The 12,692-nt window shown below is 67.5% G+C and carries 15 protein-coding genes; 10 read left to right on the top strand and 5 right to left on the bottom strand.

Annotation, left to right across the window (positions count from 1 at the left end; translation table 11 throughout):
* Positions 1–43: 43 nt before the first annotated feature.
* From ACH438_RS40380 to ACH438_RS40360, 5 genes are all read left to right on the top strand, one after another.
* Positions 44–1,027 (top strand): GlxA family transcriptional regulator, encoded by a 984-nt coding sequence (locus tag ACH438_RS40380; RefSeq protein WP_397015426.1) that lies wholly within the window; start codon positions 44–46, stop codon positions 1,025–1,027.
* Positions 1,028–1,054: 27 nt separating this feature from the next.
* A complete protein-coding gene (locus ACH438_RS40375; RefSeq protein ID WP_397015424.1) occupies positions 1,055–1,660 on the top strand; it encodes an isochorismatase family protein in 606 nt (201 codons plus the stop codon).
* 123 nt (positions 1,661–1,783) lie between these two features.
* Positions 1,784–2,593 (top strand): hypothetical protein, encoded by an 810-nt coding sequence (locus tag ACH438_RS40370; RefSeq protein WP_397015422.1) that lies wholly within the window; start codon positions 1,784–1,786, stop codon positions 2,591–2,593.
* Positions 2,594–2,709: 116 nt separating this feature from the next.
* Positions 2,710–3,264 (top strand): alpha/beta hydrolase fold domain-containing protein, encoded by a 555-nt coding sequence (locus ACH438_RS40365; protein WP_397015611.1) that lies wholly within the window; start codon positions 2,710–2,712, stop codon positions 3,262–3,264.
* On the top strand, positions 3,198–3,710 hold the full coding sequence (locus ACH438_RS40360; RefSeq protein ID WP_397015593.1) for an alpha/beta hydrolase fold domain-containing protein: 513 nt from the start codon (positions 3,198–3,200) through the stop codon (positions 3,708–3,710). The genes ACH438_RS40365 and ACH438_RS40360 overlap by 67 nt, the downstream gene beginning before the upstream one ends.
* Here the strand turns inward: ACH438_RS40360 and ACH438_RS40355 are convergent.
* Positions 3,655–4,398: a MerR family transcriptional regulator gene (locus tag ACH438_RS40355; protein ID WP_397015420.1), complete on the bottom strand. Its 744-nt coding sequence runs from the start codon at positions 4,396–4,398 to the stop codon at positions 3,655–3,657. The two genes, ACH438_RS40360 and ACH438_RS40355, sit on opposite strands and share 56 nt — an antisense overlap.
* Before the next feature lie 62 nt (positions 4,399–4,460).
* Here ACH438_RS40355 and ACH438_RS40350 point away from each other — a divergent pair, with 62 nt between their 5' ends.
* The gene (locus ACH438_RS40350; protein WP_397015418.1) at positions 4,461–4,934 is read left to right on the top strand and encodes a DUF6194 family protein; all 474 of its coding nucleotides are present in this window, start codon (positions 4,461–4,463) and stop codon (positions 4,932–4,934) included.
* Here ACH438_RS40350 and ACH438_RS40345 read toward each other — a convergent pair.
* Complete coding sequence (locus tag ACH438_RS40345) at positions 4,904–5,854, bottom strand: MerR family transcriptional regulator (protein ID WP_397015416.1); 951 nt, start codon at positions 5,852–5,854, stop codon at positions 4,904–4,906. The two genes, ACH438_RS40350 and ACH438_RS40345, sit on opposite strands and share 31 nt — an antisense overlap.
* Positions 5,855–5,900: 46 nt before the next feature.
* Between ACH438_RS40345 and ACH438_RS40340 the strand changes: the two genes are divergently transcribed.
* From ACH438_RS40340 to ACH438_RS40325, 4 genes are all read left to right on the top strand, one after another.
* Entirely contained in the window at positions 5,901–6,557 is a 657-nt protein-coding gene (locus ACH438_RS40340) for a maleylpyruvate isomerase family mycothiol-dependent enzyme (protein WP_397015414.1), read from the top strand.
* 206 nt (positions 6,558–6,763) lie between these two features.
* The gene (locus ACH438_RS40335) at positions 6,764–7,015 is read left to right on the top strand and encodes a hypothetical protein (RefSeq protein ID WP_397015412.1); all 252 of its coding nucleotides are present in this window, start codon (positions 6,764–6,766) and stop codon (positions 7,013–7,015) included.
* A gap of 101 nt (positions 7,016–7,116) precedes the next feature.
* The gene (locus tag ACH438_RS40330) at positions 7,117–8,010 is read left to right on the top strand and encodes a 1,4-dihydroxy-2-naphthoyl-CoA synthase (RefSeq protein ID WP_397015410.1); all 894 of its coding nucleotides are present in this window, start codon (positions 7,117–7,119) and stop codon (positions 8,008–8,010) included.
* 112 nt (positions 8,011–8,122) lie between these two features.
* A complete protein-coding gene (locus ACH438_RS40325; RefSeq protein WP_397015408.1) occupies positions 8,123–8,938 on the top strand; it encodes an alpha/beta fold hydrolase in 816 nt (271 codons plus the stop codon).
* Here ACH438_RS40325 and ACH438_RS40320 read toward each other — a convergent pair.
* The 3 genes from ACH438_RS40320 to phoU all read right to left on the bottom strand — a co-directional run bounded on the left by ACH438_RS40320 (position 8,907) and on the right by phoU (position 12,241).
* The gene (locus ACH438_RS40320; protein ID WP_397015406.1) at positions 8,907–9,746 is read right to left on the bottom strand and encodes a helix-turn-helix domain-containing protein; all 840 of its coding nucleotides are present in this window, start codon (positions 9,744–9,746) and stop codon (positions 8,907–8,909) included. The two genes, ACH438_RS40325 and ACH438_RS40320, sit on opposite strands and share 32 nt — an antisense overlap.
* Positions 9,747–9,982: 236 nt before the next feature.
* Positions 9,983–11,452, bottom strand: coding sequence for a glyceraldehyde-3-phosphate dehydrogenase (locus tag ACH438_RS40315; protein ID WP_397015404.1), 1,470 nt, complete (start codon positions 11,450–11,452; stop codon positions 9,983–9,985).
* A gap of 120 nt (positions 11,453–11,572) precedes the next feature.
* Positions 11,573–12,241 carry a phosphate signaling complex protein PhoU gene (gene phoU, locus ACH438_RS40310; protein WP_397015402.1) on the bottom strand — a complete coding sequence of 223 codons (669 nt, stop codon included), beginning with the start codon at positions 12,239–12,241 and terminating at the stop codon, positions 11,573–11,575.
* Positions 12,242–12,692 lie beyond the last annotated feature (451 nt).

Below are 12,692 nucleotides of genomic sequence, written 5' to 3'. Positions count from 1 at the left end.
TCCGTCATTGCGGACGCGCCCGGCGGGCCAGAGGATAGGTGACATGCCATCCAGCCATCGCGTCATCATCGCGGTCTTCCCGGACGTCGACCTGCTCGACGTCACCGGGCCGGCCGAAGTGTTCGCGCTGGCCAACCAGGAGAGCGACGGACAGGCCGGCTACGACGTGCGGCTCGCCGGGCCCGGCAGCGGGCCGGTCACCACCTCCGCGGGTGTGCGGTTGCTCACCGACCTCGCCTTCGACGACCTCGACGGGCCCATCGACACCTTGATCGTGCCGGGCGCGGTGGATCTCTCGCCCGCCGGACCGCTCGCGCGCATCGACGACGAGGTGGTCACCTGGCTGCGGCGGATCGCGCCGCGCACCGGACGCCTCGCCTCGGTCTGCGTGGGAGCGCATCTGCTGGCGGCGGCCGGACTGCTGGACGGCCGCACCGCGACCACGCACTGGTCCACCGCCGATCAGCTGGCCGCCGAGCATCCGGAGATCACGGTCGACCCCGATCCGATCTTCGTCCGCTCCGGCCGGGTCTGGACCGGCGCGGGCATCAGCGCCTGCCTCGACCTGTCCCTCGCCCTGGTGGCCGAGGACCACGGCGAGGACCTCGCCCTCGCGGTCGCCCGGCAGCTGGTCGTCTACCTGCGCCGGCAAGGCGGCCAGAGCCAGTTCAGCGTGCCGCTGAGCCGGCCCGCCCCCGCCCGGCGCGATATCGACGAATTACGCCTCTATATAGGCGAACACCTCGACGCCGACCTGTCCACCGCCGCACTCGCCGGCCGAATGTGCTTGAGCGAACGGCATTTCACGCGGGTCTTCCGCCAGGAGATGGGCGCCACGGTGGCCGTGTACGTCGAGGCCGCCCGGGTCGAAGCCGCGCGCCGCCTCCTCGAAACCACGGACCATCCCCTGCTCCAGATCGCCCGCACGGTCGGCCTCGGCTCGGTGGAAACCCTGCACCGCGCCTTCCACCGCCAACTGGCCACCGGCCCCGGCGCTTACCGCCGCCGCTTCCGCACCACTGTCTGACGCAACCCGAAACAGTAAGGAACAGTAATGACGACTGCCTCGACCACCCTGCGCACTGTCATCGGCCTCGACAACCAGCTCCCCCGGCTGGCCGACGCCACCGTGATCCTGATCGACTTCCAGAACACCTACCGCGAAGGCGTCATGGCGCTCCCCGAGGCCGAACCCGCGATCGCCGCCGGCGCCCGCCTGCTGGCCGCCGCCCGCGCACTGTCCCGGCCGGTCATCCACGTCATCAATGACGGCGGACCGGACACCCCCTATGACATCCGCGCCGAAATCGGTTCCATCAGTGCGGAACTCGCCCCGGTCGACGATGAGCCGACCGTAATCAAGGAGTTCCCCGACGCTTTCCACGACACCGACCTGCACGCCATCCTGCAGCGCCTGGGCGCCGGACCGGACCTCGTCCTCGCCGGCTTCATGACCCATATGTGCGTAACCTTCACCGCCCAGGGCGCTTTCAACCTCGGCTACCGCCCCACCATCCTCGCCGAGGCCACCGCCACCCGCGCCCTCGAAGCCCCGGACGGCACGGTCCTCACCCCCGCCGCCCTGCAGGCCGCCTCCCTCACCACCATCTCCGATCTCTTCGGCCTCGTCGCACCTGCCCTCGACGACCTGCTGCACTGACCCCCCGGCTCGGCCACCCGGCCCTGCCGATAGGTACCGGCCGGCCCTTACGGCCCGCGTCGCTCGAACGGTCCAATCGGAGTCGTCCACACGACATTCCACTCCGCAAGCGAGGAACTCCGAATGACCATTCGAGCCACCCGTTCCGGCGCCGTCACCGTCTGCGCCGCCTCCCTGCTGTTCGGCCTGCCCGGCTCCGCTGCCGCATCGACCGGTAGCTGGTCCGGCAGCGCCGGCTCCTCCAGCGGCAGCGCGGGCTCCTCGAGCGGCAGCGCCGGCAGCTCCGCGGGCAGCGGCCCGTGCGGCCCGGCCGTCGCCACCCCGTTCAATCCCGGCGGCTGGCGCTCGTACGAAATCGCCGCGCCCCGCTACGTCGACGGCCCGGACTCCGCGCCCGGAACCGGTTCGGGCGCACTGAAATTCGAAACCAACCCGGTAGCGCCCAAGATCCAGTACTTCCAGCCAACCGCCACTCCCCTCCGCCAGACCCCGAACCTCGCCTACACGATGTACGTGGACCACGGCCTGGAACCCGCCTTCCAGCTGCGCCTCACCGGAGCCAACCGAACCGACGACGACCCGACAGGCTTCACCACCCTCGTCTGGCAGCCCCACCGCAACGGCACGGCCACCACCCGGCAATGGACCACCGCCACCGCCCTGGAAAACGGCCTCTGGTGGAGCACCCGCCCGATCGCCGGCACCCCGGGCGGCCAATCCCAGCCGGTCTCACTGGCCACCATCACCGCCGCCAACCCCAACGCCCGCATCACCGCCTACGGCATCAACCTCGGCACCTCCGCGACGCCCGAGAAGTCCTACATCAGCACCGTCACCTTCGGCTGCACCACTTGGACTTTCGCCCCGGGCTCGACCGGTTCCGGCTCCGCGGGCAGTTCGTCCGGGTCGGCCGGCAGCTCGTCGGCCGGATAGCCGCCGACGCACAGGGCGCACGTTTGTGGAAGCGGCGTGCGTTCGTGTTCGCCAGGCTGACGGTGTCCGGTGCGGAGGTGCCGGGACAGGGCGCGAACACAGGAGATGAGCGGGAGATGACCATCGAGGGAGTGGCCGGGAAGCCGAGCTGGCAGACCAGGGCTGTCACAGCGCTTTTGGCGGCGGGTGGCGAGAAGAAGATGCTCGGTAGTGCGGCCGGGGTTCGCGCGTCACTGGAGAAGCGCGATCGGCGCATCGAACCGGTTCGGCCCCCGGCCTCCCTGCGGAAGACCACGACCGTCACCCGCGAAGAATTCGACGGCTGGCCGGTATTCCGGATGGCGCCGTATGCCGGGCCGGCCGAGGTCACCGTGTTCTTTCTGCACGGCGGTGGATTCATTCGCGAAATCGTGCGCCCGCATTGGACTTTCCTCGCCGGTCTGGGCACCGGAGTGCCGGCGGAGAGCGTGGTGCCGATCTATCCGCTCATCCCGCACGGTCACGCCGCCGGCATGGTGGCCACCACGGCCGCGCTGCTCGCCCGCACGATCGAGGAGCGCGGGCCCGGAAAGACCGTGGTGATGGGCAATTCCGCGGGTGCACCCTGGCGCTGGCGGCGGCCCAGGCCCTGCTGGAACAGGGCGGTCCGCAACCGTCCCGGATCGTGCTGATCTGCCCGTGGCTGGACGTCACCGTGTCCGATCCGGCGCTGCCCGCGCTCGAACCGGATGATCCGATGCACGCGATCGCGGGGCTGCGGGAGATCGGCCGCCTCTACGCCGGGTCCCTCGACACCCGGGACCCGCGCGTCAGTCCGCTGTTCGGCCGGCTCGAAGGGCTGGCGCCGCTCACCCTCTTCTCCGGCAGCCGCGAACTACCCGTGGTCGACGCCCGCGCCCTGGTCCGACGGGCCGCGGCCGCGGGCGTTCCGGTCGACTATCACGAGGGGCCGGGCCTTCCGCACAACTACCCACTCATGCCGACCCCCGAGGGCCGCGCGGCCCGCAAGATCATTATCGACGCTTGCCGTGCCACCCCGCCGGATCGGCCTGCACCCAGCATCACATCGGAACAGACTGCAACCCATCGGAATTCGACGCTGCGATCGCGGCACTGAGCGCCGCGCCGCCCTCGAACAAGGCCCGGGACCGCGCTTCGATACTCGTGTCCCGGGCGGCCAGCCCCGCCATGACGGCCTCCCACCGCCGAGCCCCGCGCAACTGCGGCATCAACTCCCGCAATTGACCGATCCGGTAGCCCGCCGACCGCAGCTGATGCACGATCCGCGCATCGCGCACATCGTCGGGGGTATATCGGCGGACCGCCCGACTGCTGCCCCGCCCCGGCATCACCAAACCCTCCGCGTCCCAATGCCGTAACGCGGAGGTCCGCACGCCGAGCGCATTCGCCAGCTCGGAAATGCTCATATCGTCCGACCGCCGCACATCCGCGATGGGTTCGTCCGCGATCACCCGGGCGGCCGTCTTCGCGAATTCCAGATCACGCCGCTCCTGATCGAGCCGGGCATGGGCCGCGTCGAGCAGGGCGAGCATCCCCGAGATCGGCGGCGTCTGCGCCGCACGCATGATCTTCCTGGCCTCGACCGGACCCGCGCCGGCGGCGAGACTTCCATAAGCGCGTGCCGACAGCACATGGGACTCGTCGTACACCCGATACCCCGCATCGGTTCGCACGGCCGGAGGCAGCACCCCCGCCTGCTCCAGATTGCGTATCTGCTGAACCGAGTACCCGGCCAGCCGCGCGACATCGACGGTGCGCAGCTGCCCCGAGTTGCGACTTGCCACGCCTCCACCTCCTGTCTCGGGGGAAAAGTCCACACGAGAACTTGAATGTAACGCTGGAACTCATGAACATCGACGAGATCGTCACCTTCATCGAATCCCTCGGCGGCGTCCTGACCCTGCGACCCGGTCCCGGCGACGGCACCCCGGAGATCGCCTGGGGCGACAAGTTCTTCTACTACGCCCCCGACGGCGCGGTCCCGACCACGGTCCAGCCCTTCGCCACCCTCGTGACCAAGGATTACCCCGACGACACACTGTCGCGGCTGAACCGCCCGGACACCTTCCGCCTCAACATCAACGCGGGCCGGGACGGCTTCCTGGAACGGACCGGATACACACCGAAGGAAATCGCCGACCACCCCACCGACCCGAGCGTCCCCGACACATTGTTCCCGCACCCCGTCTACGGCAGCGCCGCATGGCTGGCGGTCGTGAACCCGGGCGCCCGCACCGACGGCCCGGCCAGGGACCTCCTGCGGGCAGCCCACGACCGTGCCCGCACCCGCTACGAGCGCCGCGCCGAAGCGCGCGGATGACCGGACGACCCGGCCGATTGCTCGAGCGCCCGATACAGCCAGTCCTGCGCGGCGCCCGTGGTCATGGCCCCGATGACTTCGCCCGTGAGATTCCAATACCGATGAATGCGGGGATCGGAATCGGTTGCGCCGCTGAGCAGTTGCCTCCGGAACCGTGGCGTATCGCGGATGCCGCGGGCGGCGGCGTGCGCGTCGACGAACCGGTCCAGTTCGGGCCCCGGCCGGGGCGGTTGCCGCGCGAGGATCAGATGACCGGCGGATTCGCACGCCTCGGCCACTCCGGTCAGGAGTGGCCGCTTGTGCCGGATCCGCGTTTCGTCCGACCGCCAGAGTTGCCGTGACATGACCGCGCGAAATCCGGGATCGGCGACCAGCATTGCGAGCTCGGCGTACGCGACGATATGACGCGGATCCCGATCGGTCGTCAGATCCGGCACGTTCATGAGAATGAAGCCGTCCAGCAGTTCGGGCGACAACGGGTCGAGCAGCTCGCGCCAGAAAGCCACCATCGAGTCGTACACGCGATGTCGATCCTGCACCGCGGCAAGCACTTCCAAGCGCTCGGCCCGCTCCTCCGGCGCTGCGTCCTCGACCGCCAGCAGCGAGGCACGCCGCCAAGCCAGAGCGGCCAGCTCGTCCTCGAGCGCGCCACGTTCGGCCGCGATCACCTCCGCGACCGTCGAGACACCGCTGAGCACGGCCACGATCGCATCGAGACCGATGCCCAGCGCCCGCAGCCGCCGGATCATCAGCAACTGCCCGACGGCGGTGACGGGGTCGAACACCCGATGCCCGACGGAACTGCGGCTGGAGCCCAGCACTCCCTCATCGCAATAGAACCGGATGGTCCGGACCGGTACCCCGGTCGATCGCGACAGTTCTCCGATGCCGATCAGCCTGCCGCGTGTGTCGCCGGTCACAATCCCTTGCACCTCCACCCGGGTGGAATTCCTACCGTAGCGAACCATGACGCCCGAACAGATCTGGCAAGCCGTCGCCACCGAACGAACCACCCTCGGCGAACTACTGCGGACACTGTCCGAAGACCAATGGAATCACCCCTCGCTCTGCACCGGGTGGCGAGTCCGCGATGTCGTCGCGCATATCGTGTTGTCCGGAAACCCGAGCGCGAGCACGATTCTGCTCGAACTGGTCCGCGCCCGCGGCAACCTGCACAGGATGATTCGCGATACCGCCATCCGCCACGCCCGCGACACCACGACGGCCCAGCTGCTCGACCAACTGCGAGACAGCATCACGCTGCGCAAGACCGTGCTCGGCACTACTCCCGCCGATCGCCTGATGGACTTGCTGGTCCACGGCCAGGACATCGCGATCCCCCTCGGCATCCGCCGCGAAATGCCCACCGCCGCAACCCGAGTGGCCCTCGAACGGGTCTGGACCGCGGATACCTTCGAGTCCCGCGAGAAGTTCGCCGGTTACCGCCTCGTGGCGACCGATGCGGACTGGTCCGCCGGCGACGGCCGCGACATCGAAGCTCCCGCCGCCGCATTATTGCTTCTCCTCGGCGGCCGGCCGGGATTCGAACTCCCCGTAATCTGCGCGATGCCGCCGGGCGAAGGGGGGAGTTGGCCCGGCGACATCGACATCATCGGCAGCTGACAACCGAAGTCGAAAGGCTACCGTGCAGTGGACCAACACCGTTGGGGGGTATACGGGTCGGCCCGCAACGAATTTTAGGGGTAAACCCCCGCCATCGCGCAAGTCGAACGCGGAAAAGGGAATTCCGCGGTGGGACTTGTCACAAGATCGGGTACCGGATGGTCCGTAAGTGTCGCCCGCGTATCGAACTGTGATCGAGTATCCCGGTGGGAGACGAACTTTCGGCATTCGCCGAACACGGTGACACCGGAGAGATCCGCAGGCGTCGGATCAGCCCCGGCGGCCGCATCGACAACCTCGGCACCTATCGGTTCGTCTGCCCGACGCCGGGCTGCCGGTGGTTCCACGACGAGAACACCACGCTGGACAATCCGCGCTGGCGGGAACGGGTCGAGGCGGTGATCGACGCGCATCTCGCAGCCGCGCATCCGCATTGGATACAGCCCGAACGCGATTAGCTCGAAAAGTGCTGCCCGCCAACGTTTCCCTATTCGCCGCATTATGTGCAGAAAATGGGGGCCAACGATCTGACATGATGCATAGTCACTATGGTGGACCGGTGACCTTCAAAGCAGATCTGTGGAAAGCGGTGCCCGGGTTCGAGAACCTGACCGACATCACCTATCACCGGCACATCGAACAAGGCACCGTACGCATCGCCTTCGACCGCCCCGAAGTCCGCAATGCCTTCCGCCCCCACACCGTCGACGAGCTCTACCAGGCCCTCGACCACGCCCGCATGTCCCCCGATGCGGGCGCGGTCCTGCTCACCGGCAACGGACCTTCCCCCAAGGACGGCGGCTGGGCCTTCTGCTCCGGCGGCGACCAGCGCATCCGCGGCCGCAACGGCTACCAATACGCCTCCGGTGACACCCCCGACACCATCGATGCCGCCCGCGCCGGACGCCTGCACATCCTCGAGGTCCAGCGCCTCATCCGCTTCATGCCCAAACCCGTCATCGCCCTGGTCAACGGCTGGGCCGCCGGCGGCGGGCACTCCCTGCACGTCGTGTGCGACCTCACCCTCGCCTCCCGCGAACACGCCCGCTTCAAGCAGACCGACGCCGATGTCGGCAGCTTCGACGCCGGCTACGGCAGCGCCTACCTCGCCAAAATGGTCGGCCAGAAGAACGCCCGCGAGATCTTCTTCCTCGGCCGCCCCTACACCGCCGAGGAAATGCACCGGATGGGCGCGGTCAACGCCGTCGTCGACCATGAACAACTCGAAGACGTCGCCCTGGAATGGACCGCCGAAATCCTCGGCAAATCCCCCCAGGCCATCCGCATGCTCAAATACGCCTTCAACCTCACCGACGACGGCCTCGTCGGACAACAGCTTTTCGCCGGCGAAGCCACCCGCCTCGCCTACATGACCGACGAAGCCGTCGAAGGCCGCGACGCCTTCCTCCAGAAACGCGACCCCGACTGGACCCCCTACCCCTGGTACTTCTGAGCGCACTTGCGCCGGAGCCGTTTTCACCATCCTGTCCCGGCCCGTGAGCACCTCTGCACAGAGTGCACCCCGGGCCGCGACAGCCGGGTGAGAGCACGGCTACGCTACGGCAATGCCGTACGTCAAAACCGATGGGGCCCGCACCTTCTACACCGACTCAGGTAAACGCGGCGGTCCCACCGTGGTGCTCGCACACGGGTTCTTCATGGACCTCTCGATGTTCGCACCGCAGGTGGAATACCTGGAGGCCAACGGCTTCCGGGTGCTGTGCTGGGACGCCCGCGGCCACGGCGGCACCGTCAGCGAGACGGACGAGCCGTTCACCTACTGGGATTCGGCCCGCGACCTGTTCGCCGTCATGGACGCCGCCGGCGTCGAACACGCTGTCCTGGGCGGCATGTCGCAGGGCGGCTTCGCGGTCCTGCGGGCCGCGCTGCTGTCGCCCGAACGCGTCGACGCGCTCATCCTGCTCGACACCGAGGCCGCCGCCAATTCCCAGGAACAGAAGGACGAATACCGCCAGCTGTTCGGCGCCTGGACGAATACCGAAGTGCCGATCTCGGCCCTGTCCGACAACCTGGCGCCGCAGCTCATCGGCGGTACGGCCGCCGATCAGGCGCCGTGGCGGGCGAAGTGGGCGGCCAGCGACCGGCCCGCGATCCAGCGCGCCGCCGACAATCTGATCGAACGCGATTCCGTCGTCGAACGACTGCACGAGATCACCTGCCCCGCCCTCGTCATGCGCGGCGAACACGACGGGTCCAGCACCGCCGAGAAGTCCGCGGCGCTCGCGGCCGGGCTGCCGAACTCCGGTCCGGTGGTCACCATCCTCGGCTCCGGGCACGCGGCGAACTGGACCGATCCGGAACCGGTCAATCAGGCGATCGGCGAATTCCTCACTCGGACAACAGGTTCTCCGGACCACTGAACGGCTGCCGGAGGCCGATGAACCACTGGAAAGGCGCATCCACCCCGGGCACATCGGTGATCCGGACCCGCACGCTGTACGGCTGCTGCGTGTCCGGATCCCGCAGATGCATCAATGGCTGATGCCGTTCGAAATCGACGCGTTCGGCCGAGTACATGGCCCGGAACGCCTCGCATTCACTGAGCCGGCCGAGCAGATCCAGCGCCCACTGCGGATTCTGGTAGCGGCCCATGTGCCAGCGGAACCAGTTCACCGTGAGCCGCGCCTCGTCCTCCCACTCCATCATCACCCGACGTGACTCCGGGACCAGGAAGAACCAGACCAGGATGTTCTCGACTTCCAATAGTCGCGGATAGGCCCGGTCGTAATCCCGGTTGGCCCACAACACATTCCACCGCTCGTCGACATAACCCGACAGATGCGGAGCCAGATCGCCGGCGGCGGCGCGCAGGTCATCACTGATCCGCTCGCGCATGCGCGCCACCGGCAACGGCGCGTGCGTGCGCGGGCCGGGCGTTTTCGGGGCGGCCAGATTGTGCATGTGCTGCCGCTCGGCCGGAGTCAGCTCCAGCGCGCGAGCGATCGCGTCCACCACTTCCGGACTGGGCGACATCTTCTCGCGCTGCTCGATCTGCGCGATATAACTGGCGCTGACATCACAGAGCGCCGCGAGCGCGGGCCGGCTGAAGCCACGCGGATGATCCGGGCCCCGCGGAATCGTGCGATGGGTCCGGACGAAATCAGCGAGGTTGGGGGCAAGCAGTTGGTCGGCCTCGACTCCCCCCGGGCAAGCGTAGCCAGCATTCACCGCCAGCACGATACTCTCCGGGCCGCGCCGCGGCCTGTCCAACTGTGACGCCCGCCACCCTGGAAGCCCAAGCGGCAGAGCCGATCCCGCCGCACATCCGATCGACCACTGGCCAGAGGTCCCTCCACACAGCGTGCCTCGCGCACCTTTACCCCCGTGATCCCGTCATGTTCTGATGGCAATCCCGCCGTGAGGGCTGTGCGAAGGGGGCGCAGCCCTCACGACGGCTGTCCGCACTACCCGGCGACCGCCGCGGGCACCGCGTCGGGCACGCCCAACTGCGGATACGTCGGATATTCGATGCCCGAGATGTACTGCACCGTCCGCACAACCTGGCACGAATAACCGAATTCGTTGTCGTACCAGAGGTACAGGATCGCGGTGTCGCCATCGACGATGGCGGCATTGGCGTCGACGATCGACGCCGCGCGGGAGCCGATGAAATCGCTCGAGACCACATCGTTGGCCGCGGTGTAATCGAGATTGCGGCTCAACGGGCCGGCCAGCGACACCTGCCGCAGATACTCCAGCACCTCGGTCCGCGTGGTCTCGCGCTCCAGCTGCAGATTCAGGATCGCCACCGAAACATCCTGCGTGGGAACGCGAATCGAATTACCGGTGATCTTCGCCTTGAAGTACGGCATCGCCTTCGCGACCGCGGACGCCGCACCCGTCTCGGTCAGCACCAGATTGAACGGCGCGGAACGGCCGCGGCGATCGGCCTTGTGATAGTTGTCCAGCAGATTCTGGTCATTGGTGAACGAATGCACCGTCTCCACGTGACCGCGCACGATGCCGAACTCGTCGTCCATCGCCTTCAGCGGCGGCACGATCGCATTCGTCGTACACGAGGCGCAGGAGAAGATCTCCTCGGACAGATCCAGCCCGAGGTGATTGACGCCGTGCACGATATTCGGGACATCACCCTTACCCGGCGCGGTCAGCACCACCTTCGCGATGCCCGGCCGCAGGTGCTTCGAAAGGCCCTCGCGGTCACGCCATTTACCGGTGTTGTCGATCAGGATCGCGTCGCGGATACCGAACTCGGTGTAGTCGACCGCCGCGGGATCGTCGCTGTAGATGAACCGGATCACATTGCCGTTGGCGATGATCGTGTCATTGCCGGCGTCGACCTTGATGGTGCCGTTGAACTTGCCGTGCACCGAATCCCGCCGCAACAGCGACGCGCGCTTGGCCAGATCACCCTCGCCGCCCTTGCGCACCACCACGGCACGCAGATTCAGGCCATTGCCGGAACCGGTCTTCTCGATGAGCAGCCGGGCCACCAACCGGCCGATCCGCCCGAACCCGTACAGCACCACATCCCGCGGACCCTGCGACTCCGCCTTGTTGCCATCGGTGACATCCGCGAGCACCGCGGCCGTGAACTCCGGCACCGACAGCCCGCGCTCATCGGCGCGATACGCCATCACCAGCCGCCCGAGATCGATCTTGCACGGACCCACATCCAGCCCGGCGAGCACCTCGAGGAAGGGCAGCGTCTCCTCGATCGACAGCTCCTCCCCCTCGATCTGCCGTGCGAACCGGTGCGTCCGCAGAATGCTGATCACCGACTTGTTCACCAGCGACCGGCTGTGCAGCAGGATGGTCACCCCCTTCTCGCGATACAGCCTCCCAATAATCGGAATCATCGCCTCCGCCGAAGCTTCGTGAGCGTTCCAGCGGTCAAGGTGGTCGGTAGTCAACACAAGTCCTCGGGGTTTCCTAGATCTGGATGTCCACCGATGTTATAGAGGCCGGCACTTTCACAAATGGCCGCTACCTGCTTGTGAGCTCGGTCCCGCCCGGGACCGTATTACGGCGAGTCAGGCAGAGAGACGAGTTGTCAGACGGTCGGGTGAGTGGCCGGTGGCGATGAAGATGGTTCGATGGCCGACCCGGACGGCGTGATCGGCGAAGCGTTCGTAATATCCGGCCAGGAGGGCGAGGTCCACCGCGGGAGTTACGCCGTCCGTCCACTCGGGGGCGGCCACGGCATCGAGCAGACCACGGTGCAGCTCGTCCATGAGGTCGTCCTGAGCGCACAGGTGGGTGGCCTCGTCCGGATCGCGTGAGGCGAGGACGGCGGCGGCGCTGGTGGCCATGGCGATCGCCGCGGCGCCCATGCGCGCGACGATCGGCCGCACCGATTCGGGCACGGTACGCGCGGGATGCCGCATGCGGGCGACCCGGGCGATATGACCCGCGAGCCCGCCCATCCGGGCGAGATCGGCGACCAGCTGCAAAGCCGAAACCACTTGGCGCAGTTCACTGGCGACGGGAGCTTGCAGGGCGAGCAGGGTGACCGCGGCGTGCTCGTTGCATTCACGCATTTCGGCGATCCGGCCGCAGAGGGTGATCGCGTTCTGCGCTTGTTCCAGGTCGGCGTCGAGCAGAGCCTGGGTCGCGGTGGCGACCGCGGTGCGATCGAGAACGCACATCGCGTGTAGACGCGTGGCGAGCTCGTCGAGATTGTCATGGAAGCGGGTCCGCATGCGGATTCCTTTTTACTGAAGGTGAACCGCCACAGCGCATTCGGGCACCCCGGAGACACCGAATGCACAGCATCGGCAGATACCTGGATTCGGGATGTCAGACGTTCACGACGCGGCAGCAAGCTGGGTACGAATGTGGTCGATCCGGACTCGGATACGGACTGTCGCCGGACTTCATATCGTCCCTCACCTCCTTGCTGCCGAGACCCCACTCCACACGGGGGCAACCCGACCTAGCGTCGATCACCCATCGACCGAAGTCAAATCCCTATCGACGCATTTACGGGTTTCATGCGGAACCTTTACGGGCCAACCTTTTTCGCCCCCGAACAGCCGACGCTGCGGTGCGCTTCGGCTCTCGACTGCGGCGCGCGTCACTCTTTCAGACCGCGGATTGACATCCCAGGAATCGCCGCCACATGATTGGCAGCGGCCGGCAACCAGGTACCCC

It is taken from the genome of Nocardia sp. NPDC020380 (assembly GCF_044386975.1).
GTDB lineage: Bacteria > Actinomycetota > Actinomycetes > Mycobacteriales > Mycobacteriaceae > Nocardia.
This window is presented reverse-complemented; position numbering and strand designations above follow the sequence as displayed.

Coding starts and splice junctions, on each gene's coding strand:
- ACH438_RS40325 (WP_397015408.1), top strand. CDS start 8,123: ATGCCGTACGTCAAAACCGATGGGGCCCGCACCTTCTACACCGACTCA.
- ACH438_RS40365 (WP_397015611.1), top strand. CDS start 2,710: ATGACCATCGAGGGAGTGGCCGGGAAGCCGAGCTGGCAGACCAGGGCT.
- phoU (WP_397015402.1), bottom strand. CDS start 12,241: ATGCGGACCCGCTTCCATGACAATCTCGACGAGCTCGCCACGCGTCTA.
- ACH438_RS40350 (WP_397015418.1), top strand. CDS start 4,461: ATGAACATCGACGAGATCGTCACCTTCATCGAATCCCTCGGCGGCGTC.
- ACH438_RS40380 (WP_397015426.1), top strand. CDS start 44: ATGCCATCCAGCCATCGCGTCATCATCGCGGTCTTCCCGGACGTCGAC.
- ACH438_RS40375 (WP_397015424.1), top strand. CDS start 1,055: ATGACGACTGCCTCGACCACCCTGCGCACTGTCATCGGCCTCGACAAC.
- ACH438_RS40340 (WP_397015414.1), top strand. CDS start 5,901: ATGACGCCCGAACAGATCTGGCAAGCCGTCGCCACCGAACGAACCACC.
- ACH438_RS40370 (WP_397015422.1), top strand. CDS start 1,784: ATGACCATTCGAGCCACCCGTTCCGGCGCCGTCACCGTCTGCGCCGCC.